Here is a 20,830-nt window from a genome sequence, read left to right on the forward strand (position 1 = left end):
TACCGCAGGCATCACAACCCGTCAGCAGCCACGCCGACACTACGAGTTCAACCTGAGTATGACGTCGACGGCGTGGGTCGGGGTGAAGCCGATGAGAGGTTTCTGGTCGACTTCGTCGGCGTGCTCGGCCTCGAAGATGTTCTCGTCGCCGATGCCTGGTCCCATGAGAGAGACCATGACGGGCCGGCGTCCGTCGATGTCCCCCGGTGTCGGCGATGCCGAGGCTCTCCGCGTGAATGTTCAGGTCGTACTCGCCGACCCGCTTCTCCTCAAAGTGAGATGAGGAACGGACAAGGAGTTCCCGGAGCCGCTGGATGGATACGGGTGGGACGGGCTCCGCCAACTCAATCACCAACACCGGACCGCTCATGACGCGAGCCTAGCCAGCCTGGGCTCCCATCCCCAACCGGTTACTCAGAGTGCCCTCACCACACAAGCTGGCTCTGTCGCTAATTTGGGGGTAGATGGGCAACTATCCGATGTGATGGGTGGGGTTCAGGTCGGGGACCTTCTTCTGCCGGGTGTCGCGGTGGAAGTCGACCAGCTGGTGCTGACGGATGCAGAGGCCCGGCTCGCCGTGCGGTCGGGGGCCGTGTCGGCGGCCTGTCCCGGATGCGGGCGGAGATCTTCGAGAGTGCACTGCTACTACCAGCGGACCCTGGCGGATCGTCCGGTCGCCGGCCGGCGTGTGCGGATCGAGCTACGGGCGCGTCGACTCGTCTGCGGGAACGAGCAGTGTGACCGTCGGACGTTCGCCGAGCAGATACCGGGCCTGACGCATCGCCACGCACGCCGCACCGACGCACTCACCGCCCAGCTCACCGACGTGGCCCTGTTCCTGGGCGGCCGGCCAGGCGCTCGACTGTTTCAGCGCATGACCATCGACACCTGCAAGGACACTCTGCTCCGGCTGATCCGTAAGCTGCCGCTCCCCTCGTCGGGATCGGTGCCGCATCTCGGCGTCGACGACTTCGCCGTTCGAAAGGGACGGACCTACGCGACGATCCTCATCGACATGGCAACCCACCGCCCGATCGACGTCCTGGCCGACCGGGCCGCAGCAACTTTCGCGTCCTGGCTGCGGGACCATCCTGAGGTCCGGATCGTCTGCCGTGACCGTGCAGGCTCCTACCGCGATGGGGCCCAGGTCGGTGCCCCGCAGGCCATGCAGGTAGCCGATGCCTGGCACCTCCTGAACAACCTGGCGCAAGCAGTCGAACGCGTCATCGGACGGCATCGCGCTGACCTGCGACAGCCTCTCACCTCACACGATGACCGGACCGACGACGGCCCGGCCTCCGAGGGCCGCGACCGCGAAGAACTGGATATCCACGGACGGCCACGACCTCTGGTCGCCCGCACCCGCGAACGCCACCAACAGATCCACGAACGCATCCAACGTGGCGACAGCCTTCGCGCCATCGCACGCGACCTGCGGCTCAGCCGCGGCACAGTCAACCGCTTCGCGCACGCCGCAGAAGTCGATGAGCTTCTCCTCGCGGCCATTCATCGACCCGCGCTGATCGACGAATACCGCCTCTACCTGCACCATCGCTGGATGGAAGGCTGCACCAACGCCTCCGCGCTCACCCGGGAAATCCAGCGGCTGGGCTACCGCGGCAACGTCAACACCGTCCGCCGGCACCTGAAGCCCTACCGCAACGGCGCGATCCCACTCACCGCCCCCTTGCCACACCTGACCGTCCGCAGGGTCACCGACTGGATCATGCGCCGACCCGAGCGCCTCAACGATGTTGAGCGAAAGGGTCTCGACGATCTGTGCGAGCGGAACCCAGCGCTGGCCACGACCGTCGATTACGCACGCCGCCTGGCACTCATGGTCCGCGACCGCCGCAGTGAACACCTCGCTCTCGACGTCTGGATAGCCGACGTCCGCCTCGATGGACAACGCGAACTCCGCACCCTGGCCAATGGCATGCGACGCGACCGCGCGGCCATCCAGGCCGCCCTCACCACGACCTACACATCCGGAGCGGTCGAGGGTAACGTCACGCGGGTCAAGCTCCTGAAGAGACAGATGTACGGCCGCGCCAACTTCGATCTCCTACGACGCCGCATCCTGCTCTCACCATGATCAAGAGGCCACGACCCCCAAATCAGCGACAGAGCCCACAAGCTGAGCCAGAACCTGATTCTCCTGGACGGCACCCTGCTGCCGACCGGATCGCCGTCGACACGCCGTACTACTCGGGGAAGCGCAAACGCCACGGCATGAATGTGCAGGTCCTCACCGATCCGTTCGGCGGACTGCTCTGGACCTCGGCCGCTCTGCCAGGCTCTACCCATGACCTGACGGCTGCCCGAAGCCACGGGATCGCCACCGCGGGACTGAAATGCTGGGCGGACAAGGCCTACCAAGACGCCGGTCGGCACATCCGAGTCCCCTTCCGGGGCCGCCGTCGCTTACGGGACAACCCTTGGGCCATGATCATGGATGACTACTCGGCGTCACCACCGACTACGAGCCAGACCCGAACAATTCGCGGTCCCCCTCTTCGCCATGCTCCGAGACGGCGCCCCAAGCCCCATCCTCTTGACCAAACTCATAGGGGGCACCGCCAGAGTGACGGCACGGGGTGAGGAGGAAGCGACGGCGGAATCGCCAGGGGTGTGGGTTCCGCGCTCAGGTCCGCGCCCTTCGGAGAGCGGGGCCATCCTTTGGAGGCACGGGCACGGGCCTGTCCTTCCAATCGAAAGGAAACGCCAGTGTGGGGTGGCTTGTTCCAAGCCCTGGGCACCTTGGGTGAGTTGATCTCCCTCATAGATGCCCATAACATCTATTCATTGCCTCTGGCAATCAAAAGGATGGTGCGGTCCGTCCGGAGGGCACCCGCACCCCGTTACACCCCGCCCGGCACAGCCACGCCGTCACCGCCGGGAAGAGAGAGGATCTCCGTGCGCATGGACCATGCACCGTTCCAGACATATGTCGAAGACATCCTCGACGCGTTGGCCGCCGACCCGGGCCGCGAGACGTTGCTGCACCAGGAACGGCGTATCAGCGCGGGGGAGCTGCGCACTCTGGTTTACCGCCTCGCCCGGGCCCTCGCGGCGCTCGGTGTCTCCCGCGGCACGACGGTCACCCTGCTGGCCGGCAACCGGCCCGAAACACTCGCTGTCCGTTACGCCGCCCACCTGCTCGGCTGCCGGGTCACCCACCTCTACAGCAAGCTCTCCGCCAAGATACAGGCCGCCATCGTGGAGGACGTCGAGACCCGCGTCCTGGTCACCGACCCCGACCACCAGGACCGCGCCGCCGAACTCGCCGCGTACGTTCCGATGGAGACTGTGCTCTGCTTCGGCCCCGGGCACACCGGCGGCATCGACCTGCTCTCCCTGGCCGAACGGGAGTCCGGCGAGCCCTTGGCTGCACGGGCGGAGCCCGACGACATCGGCACCATCCGCCACACCGGTGGCACCACCGGCCGCCCCAAGGGCATCTGTCTCAGTCATTCCTCGCTGCGTGCCCTCGGCCCCACCCAGCAAGCGCACGGGCACGTGTCGACACAACGATCCCCGATCATGGCGGACGCTCCCCGGCTGCTGGTCGGGACCACCCTCGCCCACCTCGGCGGCACCCTAGCCGACCTGGCGCTGCGCACCGGCGGAAGCGTCGTACTCCTGCCGGACTTCGATGCCGCGCAGGTCCTCGACACAATCGAACGCGAGCGTGTCACCGACCTTTTTCTGCTGCCTCCCCTGCTTTACGCGCTCACCGACGAGGCTTGGGCCCGCCCGCGCGACACCTCCAGCCTGCGCTCCCTCGTCTACGGCGGCTGCCAGTCCTCGCCGGTGCGCTTGGCCCAGGCAGTGGAAGTCTTCGGTCCCATCCTGGTCCAGTTCTACGGGCAGAACGAGGCAGGCGGCGTCAGCGTCCTGCCCGCCGAAGCACACGACCCGGCCCACCCGGCTCGGATGCGTACCGCTGGCCAGCCCCTGCCCGGCGTCGAAGTGATCGTACGGAACGAGGATGGCAATATGCTGCCGCCCGGTGCGCTCGGCGAGATCTGCGTGCGCACCGGCACGATGATGCAGGGCTACTGGAAGCAACCCGAGTTGACCGCCGAGGTGTTGAGGGGCGGCTGGCTCCATACCGGCGACCTCGGCTTCCTCGACAAGGAGGGCTACCTCACGATCGTCGACCGGCTCAAAGACATGATCGTGGTGGTCGGCGGCCACGTGTACACCGCCGACCTGGAGGATGCGCTCAACGCCCACCCCGACGTGCGCGCCAGCGCGGCCCTTGGCGTACGCGACGGTGACCGCACGGAGCAGGTCTGCGCGGCCGTCGTCCCGTCCGACCCTGCCCACGCGAACCCCGACCGCCTGGCCGACTGGGTCGAGGCCCGCCTCGGCAGCATGTATCGCCCCCACCACATCGTGTTCACCGACGCCATCCCCCTGACCGACGCCGGAAAGCCCGACAAGAAGCAGCTCCGCCACCACCTCGCCTGACCCGAGCGCACAGGCCCCACCACGAGCCGGGACCTTCACCCCCGGCGTGTCAGCGATCTTGTGAACGTCTCGGGTGGAGGCGCCCGGCATACACCGGCCACCGGTGCAAACGAATCGGCTCACGTTTTGCCCTGGGTGGCGAATTCACAATCTTTCCCGATATGCACGGTACGTGATCGAATCTCTGGGTAGTCGTCGATCATGGACATCGCCCATAGGGAGGCGCTCTTGAATACCGATCCCGTCCCGCCCGCCGACGACCCCGCGGAAACCGGGCGAGGGGAGTGGATACGCTCGGGCCAATACCGGGACGCCGAGCCGGGTGTGACCCGCTACGCCCTCATCGAGCCTGTCGCTAGCGCCCAGGGCGCTGAGCGCCTGGCGCAGCCGGCCGTCGACTGGGCGGCCATCGTATGGGACCGCCAGAGTGCCGGCTCGGGGCCCCTCAACGATTGGCGGACCGACGCCCAGTTGATCGTCGACATCGAGCCCGCCGGAGATGACATGGTCAAGCTCACCGCCCGGGTCCGAGGCGTGGCCGTCACAAGAGCGGACAACGGCAGCATGTGGGAGCGCGCTGAGGAATATCGGGCGAGCGGTGAGTTGATCCTGCAGGCGCGCGACAGAAACGGTGAATTCACCATGGTCGTCGTCGAACGTTGCAGGGGGCGCGTGGAGAACGCGGGCCCGGACCCGGCCGAGCCGTGCGTCCTCACCCACAATCTCCCGCGTGCCCAGCTTAAGAACCATGCCGTGGACTTCTCCTACCATGTCGGTTCATACTACGGTGTCGGCTCTCTGCTCTCGCGGGCGACAGTCTCGGGGAGATGCGTTCTTACCACGCCCACGCCCCCGCCCATGGCCCGCTACCGTGCGGGCGCGGTACGCGCCCCGGCGGGAGGCGAAGTTCCCCTCTGCGCTGGACAGCCTGATACTGGGCCGGACAGTCCCGGAGGAAGCAGTCCCTGGCAGTGAGCAAGAAGAGCAAGCGGTACACGGCCGAGTTCAGACGCGACGCGGTGGCCCTGGTGCACTCGTCGGACAAGACAGTCACCGAGGTTGCCCGGGAGATCGGTGTGAGCCCCGAGGGGCTGCGGAACTGGGTCAACCAGGACAAGACCGACCGCGGTCAGGGACCGGTGGGCGCGCTGACCACGGCCGAGCGCGAGGAGCTGGCGTGCCTGCGCCGCAAGGTCCGCGAGATGGAGCAGGCCATCGAGGTACTGGGAAAAGCGACCGCCTTCTTCGCGAACCGCAAGACGAAGTAGACGCTGCCGCGCGCTACGCGTTCGTCGACGTGGAGAAGGCCGGCCCCGACCGCCCTGACGACTCTGTTGCTGAATTCGCCGCGGGGGTGAGCTCGGGTCTGAGGTGATCCCCGTGGTGTGGACACACCTGACAATGGATCTTGTTGATCCTGGGCGGTGTAGATCTCTGTGGCACGGCCCTCGAAGTACAGTGCGGAGTTCCGGTCCGACGCGATCGCGTTGTGGCGGGCTTCCGCAGGCAGGCGGACGTTCAGGGACGTCGCGGCTGATCTGAACGTCAATCCCGAGACGCTGCGGACCTGGGTGCGCGACGCCGAAGACCGTCCGGTCGCCTCCGGCGCGTCGCAGGACACCGAGGCCGAGCTGGCCCGGCTGCGGGCAGAGAACGCCAGGCTGGCCAAGGCGGAGAAGGAATGGCAGCTCGAGCGGGAGATCCTGCGACGGGCAGCCGCCTATTTCGCGCGGGAGATGAAGTGAAGACCGCCGCTTGGGACTTCATCTCCGCCCATGCCGAGATGTTCGGCGTCAAGCGGATATGCCGGGTGCTGGAAGTCTCCCGCTCGGGCTACTACCGGTGGATCGCCGGCGCCCAGGCGCGGTCGGAGCGGCAGGGAGCCGAGGACGCCCTGGTCGATGAGATCCGCGAGATCCATGCCGAACACCTTGGTAACTACGGCGCTTCGAGTCCATGCCGAACTGCGCGGCTTCGGTCACACGGTCAACCGCAAGCGGGTGGCCAGGCTGATGCGCAAGCACGGCATCGTCGGCCGCCACCTGCGGAAGAAGAAGCGGACCACGGTCCCGGACCGCCTCGCGCCGCCGGTGCCAGATCTGGTCCAGCGGGACTTCACCGCCGGCACTTCGGACGAGAAGTGGTGCGGCGACATCACATACGTGCAGGTCGGAGCCGCGTGGCTCTACCTCGCCTGCGTCATCGACATCCACTCCCGCCGGGTACTCGGATGGTCGATGGCCCCCCACATGCGGGCCGAGCTCATCATCGACGCGCTCCAGGCCGCGGTCGCGGCCCGCGGCGGCAATGTCACCGGAGTAATCTTCCACGCGGACCACCGGATCGCAATACACATCGGCCGCGTTCGCCCAGGTCTGCGACCGGTCCGGCATCCGCAGGAGCATGGGCCGGGTCGGCTCGAGCTATGACTGTCAGTCTTTTCGCACCGGATCCCGCAAGGATCGGGTAGTCCCGGCCGAGGCGGTCTGACTCTTGCTTACGACTGACCCCGCGGGTGTCCTGGCGTTGATCTGTCGACCGCCCGGCCGGGCACGCAGCAAGCGCTGCCGCCGGACGGACGTGACCTGATAAGAGCCTGGAGGCGACTCCACCAAAGCGTCCCCGTGACAGTCCTGTCCGTCCGACCGGCGACAGCGTGACCTCCCACGCTTCCGGCCGGAAGGAACACCGTGCAGAGTATCGAGCAGCCCAGGTCCGGGCATGTCGTGATCGGCGTCGACACGCACAAGCACGTCCACGTTGCGGCGGTGATGGACACGATCGGTGGGATCCTGGCCACCTTGACCATTCCCACCGACACCGGCGGTTTCCAGCAATTACAGGACTGGGCGGCCTCGTTCGGCCGAGTCCTTGCGTTCGGGATCGAGGGCACCGGCTCCTACGGCGCCACACTGACATCGTTTCTGCGCAGGAGTGGCCACAAGGTGGTTGAGGCCGGCCGCCCGGACCGGCGGCTGCGGCGCATGAATGGCAAGTCCGACACCCTGGACGCCGAGAACGCCGCCCGCGCCGTCCTCGCCGGGTTCGCAACCGCCACACCGAAGAGCGCCGACGGCGAAGCGGAGATGATCCGCCGGCTCAAGGTCGCGCACGACCAGGCTGTTGAACAGCGCGCCGCGGCCATGGTCACGATGAAGGCGATGCTGGTCCACGCCCCCGACACCCTGCGCCGGGAGACCGCGGGAAAGACACAGATCAGCCTGGCACGGCAGCTGGCAGCCCTGCGTCCTCGCCGCCTGGAAGGACCCGAGGACGCACTGCGTCACACACTGCGGACGCTCGCCAAGCGGTGGCAGTACCTCGACGCCGAGGCCAAGGAACTGACGAAGATGATCGGCGACCTGGTCCAACGGACCGCCCCACAGCTGCTCGAGCCGTTCGGCATCGGGGTGGACACCGCCGCGGAGATCCTCGTCGTCGCCGGCGACAACCCCGAGCGGATCAAGTCCGAGGCCGCTCTCGCCAAACTCGCGGGCATCGCGCCCGTTCCCACCGGCTCCGGCATGACCAGCGGCAGGCACAGGATCAACCACGGCGGCCACCGACAGCTGAACGCCGCGATCTACCGAACCGTCATCGTCCGGATGCAATACCACCAGCCCACGATCGCCTACGTCGCCCGCCGCACCACCGAAGGCAAGACCAAACGCGAGATCATCCGCTGCCTCAAACGCTACGTCATCCGCGAGGTCTACCACCTGCTCCGACCCGCCCCACAGACACCCCATACGGCCAGTTGACAGCTATAGGAGCGTCAACGCCCTCGCCGAGAGCTTCTGGCAGGGCGTGAAACGAGAAACGATGCACCGGAAGCTGTTCTCGACGTTCCGCCAGGCGAGGCTGGAGATCTTCCAGTGGCTCACCTACTACAACGCCCGCCGACGCCACAGCGCGCTGAACTACCTCTCCCGATGGAGTTCGAACAGCAGCACCACAAGACAGCTAAACTCTCACTCGCAGCATGAACCCCTGTCTCCACGCTCCGGGGGTCACCTCACCGTCCCCCTTGTCCACGATAGGTACCGCTGGCACGGTGCGTGCCGGTCGAACGGCCAGGCGCGACGAGCCGTTCGGAGGATGGTCACGGCCCTCGTGGCGGGCGCTCCCGCCGACCCCACTTGTCGACCTTTGGCACCCAGGTGTCCCCCAACGGAACGCTCCGGCGCCCCGGTCCGCCTCTAGCGTTGCGGTGCCGGGCGATCGGCCGCGCTCCCGCATGATCGCGGTCGCCCGGTGTCACGCGCGGTGGGCGGCCGCTGACCGGTGCCGGGCGCGTCGACAAGACCCTCGACCGGGCCGCCCGACCTTCCGCCGTACCGTGCGGCGACCGGCCCGATCCCCGGCGCCCCACGACCCGACCGCTCCGACGTCCTGCGACGCCACGAGAAGCTAGGACTGCCCCGACATGACCCACGACCAGTACGCCGATGCGCAGCCGTCCCCGGTCTGGGAGCGCAGGCCCGTCCAGCCGTCGGCGCCGACGACCCTGCAGGACGATCTCGTCGCGCAGGGTGGTGTCGTGCCGCCGGGGACGGCGGTGGCCCTGTGCCCCTGGGCGTATCCGGGCGGCGCGCTCGCCGAGGTGGAGCGCAGCGCGCCCCCGGCCGAGGACGTCGAGCCGGTGATGGCGGTAGCCCTGGACGAGGTCCTGCTGCACGACTTCGCCGGCGTGGACAGAGCCAACCGGCGAAACCTCGCCGCGGGCCTCGGCCGGCCGGCCGCAGCCGCGGGCGGCGCGACCATGGTCCGGTTTCCCGCAGCGAGATTGGAGAGCGCCGTGTCCGCCCTCACCGATGCACTCCAGGGCGGCGACCGCAATCCCCTGCAGCAGATGTCCCAGCTGCTCGGCACCACCCCGGCGGCGGCGCCGGTGGACCTGAAGAAGGTCAACGCCGAGCAGCTCGGCAGGGCTTTGGCCGAGGCGGCGGGCCTGCCGTGCCACGTCTTGTCCTACGAGCCGGAGTTCGAGGGCGTGGGGCGCATGTCCGTCGCGCTCGGCGACATCGAGACCGCCACGCACGTCTGCGTCCTGGTCCCCGGCATGGGCAGCTCGCCGACCGACTTCGACGGACTCGTCCGCCGTGCGCGCAGCGTCCACGACGAGTGCCGAAGCGTCTCCCCCACGACGCGGGTCGCCGTCATCGTCTGGCAGGGCCACAAGGCCCCGCGCGACCTCCGTAAGGGCAAGGGCGAGGTCAGCGACGACAAGCCCGCCAAGGGGGGCTCCAAGCTCCTCAACATCGACCCTGCGCACTGGCGCGCACTGTGGCACGGCAGCGACGCCCGCAAGAGAAGGCCGTGCGGGCGTGGCTCGCAGAGCACGACGACGAGATCGAGCTGCACTTCCTGCCCTCGTACTCACCCGAGCTGAACCCGGACGAGCTGGTCAGCGCCGACCTCAAACGCAGCCTGCCCCACACCCACCGGGCCAGAAACCAGGCCGAACTCGCCGCCGAAACACGCGGGTTCTTCCGCTGTCGACAACACCAGCCCCACATCGTCCGTGGCTACTTCGGCGGCACCCACGTCCGCTACACCCTCAACCAACCCAATGAGTTTCCGATCAATATGAGCAACTCGATATCACTTGGGAGATAGTCATGCCCAGAGGAGACTGGCAGCGCCAGCAGTACGTGAATCTCGCGGGTCACCCCGGCGGCCAAACAAGGGGCAAACGCAAAGAGAGCCGGGAGGCTGCACGCCTCCTGCAGCAGACCCAGAGGAACAGCCGACCCCAGGACCCTGCTGGCCTGTCACGATTGCAGCAAATCCTCCTCATCCTCTATGCCCAGGGCAGCGGCGTAGGCTCCCTCACACCACGCACCGAGACCGAGGGACAGCGGCTGCCACCGCCCGCCCCTACCCCACGGACAGCGGAGCCCGGGACCACTGCCCCGTACGGCCTCAGCGCCGCCGTACGCCAAGCAGGTCTGCTGCATCGGCCCCCCCGAGGCGGCACCCTCGGTGCTACGGCTGCCCCCAGAGGGCATGACGCCTGGCTTTCGGACTGGCTGCTGGGACCCGAACCATCTACCGGCGCCTTCGGGCTACCCAGCGCCAGCGGCGCTCCGACTCCACCTTGGAGCACTGATGCAACATTGGATGCCAAGACCCGTTTGGACAAGGATCCGCCTCTCAAGAACTCAGGAGATAGGCTTTTGATGAAATGGGGCGACAGCAAATTGGGCGCCGGCCTCCCACCTGATGCGAAGATCGCATTTGGCCCTGAATTTTTTGGGGAACCCCTGGCTAACGCTCTGAATACGGGGGCGGGCAGTATGACCATTTCCTTGGCGCAATTCCAGCCGGCGGCAAAGGCGGGAAAGTGGGAGATACGCTGGACTCCGAGCGCCAGCCACGCAGGCCTACCCACCAAGCTTAGTGATGCATCCGCATGGGCGGGCATGATCGTTTTCAATATCCAAAAGATGTGTGAAATCGACACTGCGGCAACAAAGGCCATCTGTGACGGCCTTCTCTCCGCCTTTGGATGGGTGGACAACATAATCACAGACTTCCAAACGGATATCATGACCGGAAGGTCGATCCCCAAGATTTCGAACATAGGGTGGGGCAGAAGAGGGCACAAACTCTACAATGCGGCAAAGGGCACGCGAAATGCCGAGGAGGCGGCTTTGGCATACTTGAAGGATAGATACGGGGATACGAAGCCGCTGATAAACGCTTGGCAAGTGGATTACAGTCGAGCGAATGCCTGGAGTGGGGCTCCGGTTGAACCCTATGACGGGAATGATTGGAAGCATTTGCACGAGGCAGTCACTTACGGAAACATCATGGAGTTTTTTGGAGAGATAGATACGCAAATCAAGCGCGCAATCAGCTATTCATTCTCGAAAGATTCTGACCGCTTGGGGGTTGATCACTCAATGTCCGGGATAGCAAAAATCCTGGAACAGGAAAGCAGCTTTTGCGCGAAGATGGTCGTTAGTGGCGTAGTCCACGACTATGACAAGGTACGCGATCAAGGCAAAAAATACTTTGAGAATCTGAATAATGTGGCCAGGCAGGTATCTAGGTATTGCGGCGAAAGGAAGAGGGACAAGGTTCAGTCCTTCCTCTCTGGCATGGAGAGGATTGAAACTGTCGACACAGCAAAGCGCCGAGAAAAGCCAATTCAGGTCTCTATCCGGAACAACTCCGGGCATGACGTGAAGATCGTGAAAGTATCGCCGGAGCAGCACCCCGGGACCCCTACAGTCGTGCCGAATGGAGAAATCACCATCAAGGCGGGGGCGCAGTTCCCGGAACTTGTGGAAGGTGAATTTTCCGTCGTTCAAATAGATACCGGGTCCACTCTCGCAGACGTTGGTTTCACTGACACGGACATGCGGATCAGCATCCCGCTGAATTTGATCAGGGGGATGATAGTGGGTGACGGCCACTCGTTTAAGACATTCAAAAAGGCGGGCTCGTACACGTATCCGAGGCGTGCCCGCGGCGCTCCCCTCCACCTCGGAGTCCAGGTGTAGGAACGGGCGGAGGGCCTGCGTTCCGCGTAATTCAGCGGCCTAGTGTGATGCGCCAGAAATCCTGAGGGTTAGTAAGTATCCTGTTGCTACTCAGGTTGAACTCGTAGTGTCGGCGTGGCTGCTGACGGGTTGTGATGCCTGCGGTATGTCATGGGGATGAGGTATGCGCAGGCGGGCGGGTGTACGCCCGAGGAGCAGGCGGCGCGTGAGCGGTTGAGGCTGGAGGCGGCCGAGTGGTTCGCACGTGGGGAGACCACGGTCAAGATCGCCCGGGAGCTGAGGGTGTCCGATCGCTCGGTGTTGCGGTGGCGGCGGGTGTGGGAGTCGGGCGGGGTGGAGGCCCTGCGCTCCAGGGGGCCGGTGTCGGTGGAGAGGCTGTCCGCGGGGCAGTGGGCCAGGCTGGAGGCGGAGCTGGCGCGGGGTCCGCTGGTGCATGGTTTCGAGGACGACCAGCGGTGGACGCTGAAGCGGATCAAGCTGCTGATCGGCCGGATGTTCCATGTCGGCTATACGGTGCAGGGGGTGTGGAAGCTGCTGCGCCGGCACGGCTGGAGCTGCCAGGTCCCGGTGCGTCGGGCCGTCGAGCGGGACGAGGCCTCCATCGAGGTGTGGAAAGAGCAGGTGTGGCCGGAGGTAAAAGAGCGGCGGCGGACCTGGGTGCCCACATCTGCTTCGAAGACGAGGCAGGACAGGCCCTGAGCCCGCCGCGGGGACGCACCTGGGCACCACGCGGCCGACGCCCCACGGTGCGGGTGCGGGGCCGGGGCCGCGGACGCGTGAACATCGCCGGCGTCAGCTGCTACCGGCCCGGCCACCGCACCCACTTCTTCTACAAGCTGCACGTCTACCACGGCCGTAAGAATGAGCCCAAGAGCTTCTCCTGGCAGGACTACCGCGACCTCATCACGGCCACCCACCAGCAGCTCGGCACCCCGATCGTGTGGTGCTGGGACAACCTGTCCGTCCACCTGCGCCAGGAGCTGGCGGACTACGCCGAAGAGAACAAGGACTGGCTGCGGATCTACCAGCTCCCCAGCTATGCGCCCGACCTCAACCCCACCGAAGGCGTCTGGTCCCTGCTCAAACGGTCGATCACCAACTTCGTCGCCGCCGACCTCGCCGGTCTCAACCGCATCATCAAGCGCAAGCTCAAGAAGATCCAGTACCGGCCCGAGCTGATCGACGGCTGCCTCGCCCAGACCGGGCTGACCATGGAGCCCACCATGATCACCCAAACCGACACTACGAGTTCAACCTGAGTATTGCCTGGAGGAGAGCGGCCCACCCGCAGCGTGGCTCTCCTTCACCCCCCACTTCGAACCCCACTTCACCGGCACCGAGGCCCGCGCACTGCTTCGCCGGCGTTTCGAGGACCCTGGGTTCGATTTGGCAGGCGAGGCGTTCTCAGCGATGGTGGCCTTGATGCTCGTCCTGCCGCCCGCCGGTCCTCTGGCACAGAAGCTGGTCGCCCGACTCGCCCCCCAAGTCGAGGACTGCCGATGGCAAGGGCGCTTCCGCTTCTTCCCCCGCACCAGTCGATTCTCCGCCGACACAGATTGCACGGCGATCGCGACCGGCGCCCTCTACGAGCACGGCCTGCTCTCGGCCGCAGACCTTCAACAAGGGGTAAGTGAACTCCTGCGAGCCGCCGCCCCTGCCCCCGCAGACTGCCGCGTGCGTGCCGACGGCCGGGGCGACGAACATTCTTACCAGCACGTCCTGATGGTCTACTGGGAGGACGGCGTTGAGCCCAATGCCCTGCCTCGCGGCCGCAAACACGACGCGGTCGCCTGCGCCAACGCCCTCTACACCCTTCATCTGAACCATCAATACATCGCTGGCGACGACGAAGCCGTCATCACAGCTTCGATGCGCTATCTCCGCGACCATCTGGTCTCCCGGCGCTACATGCACGGCACGCGCTACTACCCGTCACCGGACGCCTTCCTCTATGCCGCTTCCAGAATCTGTGCACGGTTCCCGCAGCACAGCCGAATGCTCACCACCCCCTTGCGCCATGCCGTCCAAGAACGCGAGATCGATACCCAAACCTGGGCCCTCGCCGACCAACCCGGCACCGCACTGGACCTCGCGCTCAGAACTCTTGCCGCAGACAACCTTGCACTGAACGTGGGGCAAGACGAGGGAAGAATGCTCCTTGCCCGTTTGCAGCAACCGGACGGCTCTTGGCCCGCCTGTCCCTACTACCGGATGGGCCGATTCCCCGTCTACTTCGGCTCCCCCTGCCTCACCACTCTCTTTGCCCGGCGGGCCTTGAGAGGCCGACGACGGGAGCAATCGTGACAGTCACACTCCGTACATACCGTCCATGTTCCTGCGCGTACACGACCGGGCAGAGGCATCACGCCCTTGCCCCGCAACGGCCCATCCGGTCCCGACCCCTGATCGGACACGCCGACGACCGAAGCGAGGCGGGAGGATGACCGTCCCCTCTCGGATGCCTGAGGGTCTGTCCAGTAGACGGTGTAACCGTGGTCGGTTTGTAGGTCAGATTCGGTTGTTGGTGAGGCGTCCGTCGAAGGCAATGTCGAAGGCCTGGAGGCAGGGGCTTTTCAAAGTCGGGGTCCTCACGTAGATCTGCTGGTCAGGGGATGTTCAGCAGGTCCAGCGGCCGGTTGAACGGGTCGTAGGAGGCGTGGCGGAGGCCGGCGGCGATGTTGCGGTGCCCGTGCTGCCGGAGGGTGTTGATCGCCAGGTTGCGCAAGGCGGCCATATTCTCGGGCCCGTGGCCGGTGCGGATCTTGGAGGCATCCTCTCCGAAGGTGGTGTCGCGGACGAAGTGGAGCCGGTTCTCGATGGTCCACTGTGACCTGGCGAGCCGGCTGAGCCGCTGGGGCGAGGCTTGCTGTGAGGTCAGGTCCGTGATCGCGTAGATGGTCTGGCGGCTGCACTTTCCGCTCTTGAGGTTGGTGCGGTGGCGCAGGACTCGCATGGCCTGGACGGCGTGAGGGAAGTCCAGACCGAGGCCGGTGATGGTGAGGACCCTGGTCACACGGGTCTCCTTGCGGCCATGGCTCACCTCGCGGTCGTAGCGGCGGGCGGTGACCTCCTTCCATGGCAGCGCGCGGAGCCCTCGGTGCAGTCCTGGCTGGTTGGCCTTGACCACCAGCAGGTAGTGCGCGTTCTTCTCTTCCACCAGGTAACGCGCGTGGTCGCGCTGCGTGTGGAGGGCGTCGGCCGTGACGGTGACGCCGGTCAGGTCGTAGGGCTTCAGCAGGGCGGAAAAGCACGTGATTTCGTTGGTCTTGTCGGGAACTCGCAGCTGGGTGACGGTGCGGCCGTCGCCGGTCATCGCGGCCAGAAGGTGGGCGGCGGGGTCTGGCCGTGCCGGGAGCTGCGGGCGGCCTTGCCGTCCACGGCCACCGAGTCCGCGCCGCCGGGACAGGCACCGGTCAGGTCGGCCAGGCCGCCCGGGCAGACCAGGCCGATGACCCGCCGGATCGTGGCGCCGCTCGGCGCGACACGCACCCCGAGCACGCCCGTCAGGCGGGCACCGAGCCGGGCCAGCGTGTGCTGCGGAGCACTCGCGGACCACTGGCCGATCGCCGCATACGAGCGAGCGCCGGCGATCACAGCCGAGGCGGCAACCAGCAGCACCGCCACGAACGGGTGGCGCACTCCGCGCCGTCGGCGCGGATCGGGCAGCACTCACAGCCGTTGCATCAGCGAGAGCCCCGCCACGCCCTCCAGAGCAGGCGACTTGACGAGACATACGGTGGCAGACTGACGGCACATCGAAGCTCCGGCGGTTCAGGGCGACTTGGGAAGGTCACCCCGTTCAACCGGAGCTTCGTTGTATCCGTGACGGGCCGGCTCGGACTACTCACACGGCCGTGACCTGCCGACTCACATGATCATCAGGACTTTGAAACGCCCCTGGCCAGGGATCCCAGTGGCGGACCTCGTACTGGTCCAGGCCGCAGTCGGACTGGGCTTGCTTCGCTTTGGCGGACATCCGAGATCAGGGGCTTGGGCCCCGGTAAGGATGATGTCCATCATGGAGAGCATGGCGAAGAAGAAGGTGCGTCCTCGACGCTCGTTCACGGCGGAGTTCAAGGCCGAGATCGTCGGTCTGTGCCGGCGTGGTGACCGCTCGGTGGGTCAGGTGGCCAAGGACTTCGACCTGACCGAGACCGCGGTGCGGAGCTGGGTGCGTCAGGCCGAGGTCGATGCGGGCGATCGGGACGGTCTGACCAGCAGCGAGCGCGAGGAGTTGGCGGTTCTGCGGCGGGAGAATCGCAGGCTGCGGGAGGACGTGGAGGTCCTCAAGCGTGCGACGGCTTTCTTCGCGACGGAGACCCGGTGAACGTGTACCCGTTCATCGAGGCGGAGAAAACTGCAGGTCACAGCGTCAAGAAGGCGTGTGAACTGTTCGAGGTCTCCCGAACCGCCTACTATGCCCGCCGTACTGGTGTCCCTGGTCCCCGCACGGCGCGAGACGCTGAGTTGACCGAGCGGATCACCACCGTGCACCAGCAGTCCCGCGGGACCTACGGTTCCCCGCGCATTCACGCCGTCCTCAAGCGCGAGGGCGCCGGCTGCGGCCGCAGGCGAGTGGCCCGCCTGATGCGGCAAGCCGGACTCGCCGGCCGTCACCGTCGTCGACGGCACCGCACCACCATCCCCGACCCCCAGGCCGCCACGCGTCCTGACCTGGTCCTCCGCGACTTTCGTCCCGACCCGACAGCGGTCGACACCCGCTGGTGCGGTGACATCACCTACATCGCCACCGACGAGGGCTGGCTCTACCTGGCCACCGTCATCGACATCGCCTCCCGCCGTGTCGTCGGCTGGGCCACGGCCGACCACCTGCGCACCGAACTCGTCGCCGACGCCCTCACGGCCGCCTGCCACACCCGCCGCCCGACCGGCCCGGTGATCTTCCATTCCGATCGCGGCTGCCAATACACCAGCCGTGAACTCGCCACTTTGGCAGGTGGGTTGGGGACAATGCTGTCGGTCGGACGCACCGGTCAGTGCTGGGACAACGCACTCGCCGAATCGTTCTTCTCCACCCTGAAGAACGAGCTCGGCGACAGCCGGCCCTGGCCCAGCCGGGCCGCCGCCCACACCGCGATATTCGAGTGGATCGAGAGTTGGTACAACTTGCACCGGCTCCACGGCAGCCTCGGCTACCGCAGCCCCGCCGAATACGAGACCGCCCTCGCGGCCTGACCAACACACCAAAGGTGTCCGCGAAAGCGGAACAAGCTCAGGACTTGGCGGTCTCGAAGCAGTGAGCATTTTCAGTTTGGCCACTGATTCCCAATGGTGTTGTCAAGCGGCGGTAGTGACCCGCTGTGGTCGGGTCATATCGCTGTCGCGCCTGCGCGGGCCGCAGCGGTCTCGAAGAGCTTGTGGTCGCGCAGGAGGGCCCAGAGCACATTCAGGCGGCGCCGGGCGAGGGCCAGGACGGCTTACTTGTGGGACTTTCCCTCCGCGCGTTTGCGCTGGTAGTACCGCTTCGATTCAGGGCAACACACGGTGGCGACCTGGGCAGAGAGATAGAACATTCGCAGCGGTCGCCTGCTGTAGCGCCGGGGCCTGCGGAGGTTACCGCTGACCTTGCCCGAGTCACGGGGGACCGGGGCCAGGCCGGCCACACCGGCGAGCCGGTCGGAGCTACCGAACACAGACATGTCTCCACCGGTAGCGGCGATGAACTCGGAGCCCAGCGTCATGCCGATGCCGGGTATGTTGGTGATCACCTCTGCGTCGGGATGCTCCCTGAACCGGGCCTCGATCTGGGCTTCGAGCTCCGAGATTTCCTCGTCAAGGGCCGTCACCGCCGCGGCCAGCGTGTGGACCATCCGCGCGCAGGTCCTTTCCCCGGGAACGACGGTGAACTGGGCTTCTCCGGCGGTCACCGCGGCCTCGGCCGTGCTCCTGGCAGCGGTGCTGGTGCGCACGCCGTGGTTCTTCAACCAGGTCGTGAGCCGTGACCGGCCGATCCTTCGCAGGGCTGCCGGGGTTTGGTAGCTGGCCAGCAGAATCAGCGCGCTCTTGGAGGTGCTCAGATCGAAGGCACGCTCCAGAGCGGGGAAGTACTCCAGCAACTGCGCGCGGAGGCGGTTGATCGCGCGAGTGCGGTCGGCCGCGAGGTCGATCCGGCGCGCGGTCAGAATCGGCAGGTCTACTGCGATCTCACCGAGCTCCTGCAGAGGCTGCAGATCACGGCGCATGCGGGCGGTGTCGGCGATGATGAACGCGTCCTTCGCGTCCGTCTTCCCGCTGCCCCGATAGGCCGCTGAGGCGTGGTGTACGGTCCGGCCGGGGATGTAGAGCAGCTTCTGGCCGTGGTTGACCAGCAGCGCGATCCACAAGGAGGCCCCGCCAGCGTTCAGGTCGACGGCCCAGGTGACCGGGCCACCGTCGGCTATCCCCAATACGTCACCAAGGAGTTCGAGCAGTTCAGCCTCGTTGTTCGGCACACGCCGCGACAGCAACGTCGTCCCGTTGGCGTCGATGACCGTGCAGTGGTGCTCGGCCTTCCCCGCATCCGTCCCGGCCCACAATTCCGGCACCGATCCTCCTCCGACGTGGTGTTGTGTCCCAGCAGAGGACCTCGCCGACGCATCCATACGAGCGATTCAGTTCGCGTATCCCAATTAGCGGCCGAGTCGTGGCGGGTGCCGGGCGGCCAATCAGTGGAAGCCACATCATCGGCTATCGGGTGACAGCCATACCCAGCACCCCTGGGTGCTCCGATCCTACGAATGACCGAAACGGCCCACGACGAACGGTATGAATCGGGTGGCGTGAGGGCGGCTGTGAAACGGGCGGAGCCCCCGGGGTGTTGAGCAAGGTGTCTACGCTCAACTCTTCAGCCTGGGGGCTCCGTTGGTTCCTATCGTGCCGTGCTGGATGTCCCGCATGCCCTCGTGGAGTGGGTGACGATGCTGATCGTCACCCGGGAGGGTGGCCGCAGGTGCAAGCTGCCGCCCTCGAGCCGGACCCCGGCCGCACTGGTGTACCTGCGCAAGAACGACACCCTTCACCAGATCGCCGCCGGTTTCGGGATCAGCGTGGGCACCGTCCACGCCTACGTCCACTCCGTCGTCACACTCCTGGCCGGCCGGGCACCGGGCCTGACCGCGGTCCTGAGAACCGCGGCCGCCCGGTACGTCCTGCTCGACGGGACTCTCGCCGAATGCGACCGGGTCGGCGACAGCCGCGCCGACTACTCCGGCAAGCACCGCCGTCACGGCGTGAACCTGCAGGTCATCACAGCCCCGGACGGAACCCTGGTCTGGATCTCACCGGCGCTGGCCGGCCGCGTCCACGATCTCACCGCGGCACGCCGGCACCGGATCATCACGACCTGCGTCCGCCTCGGCATCCCTGTCCTCGCGGACAAGGCCTACCAGGGAGCCGGCGACATCGTCGCCGTTCCCCACCGCCGCAAGCCCGGGAAAGACCTCACCACCGGACATAGAGCCGTCAACCGGGCACACTCCCGCCTCCGCTGGCCCGTCGAGAGAGCCATCGCCCGGATCAAGACCTGGCGCATCCTCCGGAAAGCCCGAACCAGCCCAAACAAACTCACGTCAATCGCCAAAACCATCCTCACCCTGGAGACTCACCGCTGAAAATGCTCAGTCGCGGTCTTCCTGGCGTCCGCTGCTGCGTCACACATCAATGGTGCGATCATGTCAGTCGACGGCGGCTGGTTCGCGGGCTGACGCTTAACGGCCCGCGAGCGACGTGGTGACCACGGCCGTCCGCAAGTCGACGTGCACGCCCATGTGGTTGCACCGGCGAAGCCGGTGGTGGCCGATGCTCAAGACGAGGCGATGCGGCGTCTTCAGCTTTCCTGTTGGGCCCCGTCCGGTCAGCGGGTCCTACGTTGCTGGTGGGTCGGACGGACCAGTCGTATGGTCCCGAGGTCCAGAGACACCGGGAGGTCTATTTACGAGGTTCTTGGGATGGTTGTCGTTGATCACGGAGGCGGCCCTGCTCGGTAGCGTGACGTTTGTGACGACGTCAGATCTCTACCGGGGCAGGGCCGTTGGGCTGGAGCGTTACGACAGGGCTGGACGCGGATTACCTGGATGTGCTGGTGGCCCGTGTCTATGCCGAACTGCAGGCCGTGCCGGACGGCCCGTCTCCTGAGCGGCTGCGGGCGCTGGGCTTGCACAAGTCGGTAGTGCTGGTGCTGTTCCTGCTGAGGAAGAACCCTGTCCAGGAAGCGGCGGCCGAGCTCTTCGGGATCTCCCAGGCGACCGTCTCACGCCGCTGGAACACGCTGCTTTCCGTGGTGGGAAAGGTGCTGACCAGGCATGTTCCCGACCCGGCCGAGGCCTCCGCCGGGCGGGTCGTGCTCGTCGACGGCACGCTGGTGACCACATGTGACTGGAAGAGCGAGTGCACCGCGATGTTTTCGGGCAAGCACCGCGACACCGGCTTCAACCTCCAGATCGCCGCGACCCTGGCCCGGGACCTGCTCGCCGTCTCGCTCCCGCTGCCGGGCAGCCGGCATGACGCCTTCGCCTGGCGTCAGTCCCGCTTTCCCCAAGTGTTCGCCGACCGCGACAAGCTCGAAGACCTCGGCTACATCGGCACCGAGGTACGTACCGGGCGGCACAAACCGCCTGGCAGGAGCCATTGCGCAGGCGACAAGGAGGCCAACCAGTCAGTCAGCACCCTCCGTGCCGACGTCGAACGCGCCATCGCCCACCTGAAGGACTGGAAGATCCTCGCCACCCGCTACCGCGGCCCCCCACCCGATTCCCCACCGTCGCCACGACCGTCACCGCCCTCACCTTCTTCAGAAAGGGCTGGTGACCCCCGTAAATAGACCTCCTGGTGTGGTTGCGGGCTCT

The 20,830-nt window shown here is 66.4% G+C and carries 17 protein-coding genes and 5 pseudogenes; 17 read left to right on the forward strand and 5 right to left on the reverse strand.

What is annotated here, in order from left to right:
- Positions 1-39 precede the first annotated feature (39 nt).
- The gene (locus OG906_RS40355) at positions 40-177 is read right to left on the reverse strand and encodes a DUF6368 family protein (RefSeq protein WP_329449185.1); all 138 of its coding nucleotides are present in this window, start codon (positions 175-177) and stop codon (positions 40-42) included.
- A 25-nt stretch (positions 178-202) separates the two neighbouring features.
- Positions 203-370: pseudogene (locus tag OG906_RS43845) on the reverse strand (DUF6368 family protein); the annotation flags it as partial.
- 159 nt (positions 371-529) lie between these two features.
- On the opposite strand from OG906_RS43845, the gene OG906_RS40360 reads away from it, so the two are divergent.
- From OG906_RS40360 to OG906_RS40420, 13 genes and pseudogenes are all read left to right on the forward strand, one after another.
- Positions 530-2,095, forward strand: coding sequence for an ISL3 family transposase (locus tag OG906_RS40360; protein WP_329438726.1), 1,566 nt, complete (start codon positions 530-532; stop codon positions 2,093-2,095).
- Between the two features lie 83 nt (positions 2,096-2,178).
- Positions 2,179-2,418: pseudogene (locus tag OG906_RS40365) on the forward strand (transposase family protein); the annotation flags it as partial.
- A 504-nt stretch (positions 2,419-2,922) separates the two neighbouring features.
- Positions 2,923-4,476 (forward strand): AMP-binding protein, encoded by a 1,554-nt coding sequence (locus tag OG906_RS40370; RefSeq protein WP_329449186.1) that lies wholly within the window; start codon positions 2,923-2,925, stop codon positions 4,474-4,476.
- Between the two features lie 201 nt (positions 4,477-4,677).
- Positions 4,678-5,451 (forward strand): hypothetical protein, encoded by a 774-nt coding sequence (locus tag OG906_RS40375; protein ID WP_329449187.1) that lies wholly within the window; start codon positions 4,678-4,680, stop codon positions 5,449-5,451.
- Positions 5,448-5,744 carry a transposase gene (locus OG906_RS40380; protein WP_329449188.1) on the forward strand — a complete coding sequence of 99 codons (297 nt, stop codon included), beginning with the start codon at positions 5,448-5,450 and terminating at the stop codon, positions 5,742-5,744. The genes OG906_RS40375 and OG906_RS40380 overlap by 4 nt, the downstream gene beginning before the upstream one ends.
- A 168-nt stretch (positions 5,745-5,912) precedes the next feature.
- Positions 5,913-6,939 (forward strand): annotated as a pseudogene (locus OG906_RS40385) (IS3 family transposase); the annotation flags it as partial.
- A gap of 227 nt (positions 6,940-7,166) precedes the next feature.
- Entirely contained in the window at positions 7,167-8,237 is a 1,071-nt protein-coding gene (locus tag OG906_RS40390; protein ID WP_329449136.1) for an IS110 family transposase, read from the forward strand.
- 61 nt (positions 8,238-8,298) lie between these two features.
- Entirely contained in the window at positions 8,299-8,679 is a 381-nt protein-coding gene (locus OG906_RS43850; protein ID WP_443067512.1) for an integrase core domain-containing protein, read from the forward strand.
- Positions 8,680-9,478: 799 nt separating this feature from the next.
- The gene (locus OG906_RS40395; protein WP_329449251.1) at positions 9,479-9,868 is read left to right on the forward strand and encodes an alpha/beta hydrolase; all 390 of its coding nucleotides are present in this window, start codon (positions 9,479-9,481) and stop codon (positions 9,866-9,868) included.
- Positions 9,790-10,095 (forward strand): annotated as a pseudogene (locus OG906_RS40400) (transposase); the annotation flags it as partial. The gene OG906_RS40395 and the pseudogene OG906_RS40400, both read left to right, overlap by 79 nt.
- Positions 10,096-10,595: 500 nt before the next feature.
- Positions 10,596-11,987: a hypothetical protein gene (locus OG906_RS40405; RefSeq protein ID WP_329449189.1), complete on the forward strand. Its 1,392-nt coding sequence runs from the start codon at positions 10,596-10,598 to the stop codon at positions 11,985-11,987.
- A 156-nt stretch (positions 11,988-12,143) separates the two neighbouring features.
- A protein-coding gene (locus tag OG906_RS43855; protein WP_443067513.1) for an IS630 family transposase occupies positions 12,144-13,246 on the forward strand; the annotation gives its coding sequence in 2 pieces (ribosomal slippage) (positions 12,144-12,602 and positions 12,605-13,246; 1,101 coding nt in all).
- 163 nt (positions 13,247-13,409) lie between these two features.
- Complete coding sequence (locus OG906_RS40420; RefSeq protein ID WP_329449184.1) at positions 13,410-14,291, forward strand: hypothetical protein; 882 nt, start codon at positions 13,410-13,412, stop codon at positions 14,289-14,291.
- A gap of 301 nt (positions 14,292-14,592) precedes the next feature.
- On the opposite strand, the gene OG906_RS40425 is transcribed toward OG906_RS40420, so the two are convergent.
- Both OG906_RS40425 and OG906_RS40430 read right to left on the reverse strand, forming a co-directional pair.
- Positions 14,593-15,300 (reverse strand): ISAs1 family transposase, encoded by a 708-nt coding sequence (locus OG906_RS40425; protein WP_329449183.1) that lies wholly within the window; start codon positions 15,298-15,300, stop codon positions 14,593-14,595.
- Positions 15,297-15,611 (reverse strand): transposase family protein, encoded by a 315-nt coding sequence (locus OG906_RS40430; RefSeq protein ID WP_329449182.1) that lies wholly within the window; start codon positions 15,609-15,611, stop codon positions 15,297-15,299. The genes OG906_RS40425 and OG906_RS40430 overlap by 4 nt, the downstream gene beginning before the upstream one ends.
- A 394-nt stretch (positions 15,612-16,005) precedes the next feature.
- On the opposite strand from OG906_RS40430, the gene OG906_RS40435 reads away from it, so the two are divergent.
- Both OG906_RS40435 and OG906_RS40440 read left to right on the forward strand, forming a co-directional pair.
- Positions 16,006-16,314 (forward strand): transposase, encoded by a 309-nt coding sequence (locus OG906_RS40435; RefSeq protein WP_443067509.1) that lies wholly within the window; start codon positions 16,006-16,008, stop codon positions 16,312-16,314.
- Positions 16,311-17,183, forward strand: a complete 873-nt coding sequence (locus OG906_RS40440; protein WP_329449181.1) for an IS3 family transposase — start codon at positions 16,311-16,313, stop codon at positions 17,181-17,183. Before OG906_RS40435 ends, OG906_RS40440 begins: the two co-directional genes overlap by 4 nt.
- Before the next feature lie 134 nt (positions 17,184-17,317).
- On the opposite strand, the pseudogene OG906_RS40445 reads toward OG906_RS40440, so the two are convergent.
- Positions 17,318-18,532 (reverse strand): annotated as a pseudogene (locus tag OG906_RS40445) (IS110 family transposase).
- Between the two features lie 372 nt (positions 18,533-18,904).
- Here OG906_RS40445 and OG906_RS40450 point away from each other — a divergent pair.
- Positions 18,905-19,597, forward strand: coding sequence for a transposase family protein (locus OG906_RS40450; protein WP_329449253.1), 693 nt, complete (start codon positions 18,905-18,907; stop codon positions 19,595-19,597).
- 419 nt (positions 19,598-20,016) lie between these two features.
- Complete coding sequence (locus OG906_RS40455) at positions 20,017-20,805, forward strand: transposase family protein (protein WP_329449180.1); 789 nt, start codon at positions 20,017-20,019, stop codon at positions 20,803-20,805.
- Positions 20,806-20,830: the final 25 nt, after the last annotated feature.

The organism is Streptomyces sp. NBC_01426 (assembly GCF_036231985.1).
Taxonomy (GTDB): domain Bacteria; phylum Actinomycetota; class Actinomycetes; order Streptomycetales; family Streptomycetaceae; genus Streptomyces.

What these genes read in the sequence shown, in the direction of transcription:
- OG906_RS40355 (WP_329449185.1), bottom strand. Translation starts at nt 177, where the DNA reads ATGGTCTCTCTCATGGGACCAGGCATCGGCGACGAGAACATCTTCGAG.
- OG906_RS40370 (WP_329449186.1), top strand. Translation starts at nt 2,923, where the DNA reads ATGGACCATGCACCGTTCCAGACATATGTCGAAGACATCCTCGACGCG.
- OG906_RS40375 (WP_329449187.1), top strand. Translation starts at nt 4,678, where the DNA reads ATGGACATCGCCCATAGGGAGGCGCTCTTGAATACCGATCCCGTCCCG.
- OG906_RS43850 (WP_443067512.1), top strand. Translation starts at nt 8,299, where the DNA reads ATGCACCGGAAGCTGTTCTCGACGTTCCGCCAGGCGAGGCTGGAGATC.
- OG906_RS40395 (WP_329449251.1), top strand. Translation starts at nt 9,479, where the DNA reads ATGTCCGTCGCGCTCGGCGACATCGAGACCGCCACGCACGTCTGCGTC.
- OG906_RS40420 (WP_329449184.1), top strand. Translation starts at nt 13,410, where the DNA reads ATGCTCGTCCTGCCGCCCGCCGGTCCTCTGGCACAGAAGCTGGTCGCC.
- OG906_RS40425 (WP_329449183.1), bottom strand. Translation starts at nt 15,300, where the DNA reads ATGACCGGCGACGGCCGCACCGTCACCCAGCTGCGAGTTCCCGACAAG.
- OG906_RS40435 (WP_443067509.1), top strand. Translation starts at nt 16,006, where the DNA reads ATGGAGAGCATGGCGAAGAAGAAGGTGCGTCCTCGACGCTCGTTCACG.
- OG906_RS40450 (WP_329449253.1), top strand. Translation starts at nt 18,905, where the DNA reads ATGCTGATCGTCACCCGGGAGGGTGGCCGCAGGTGCAAGCTGCCGCCC.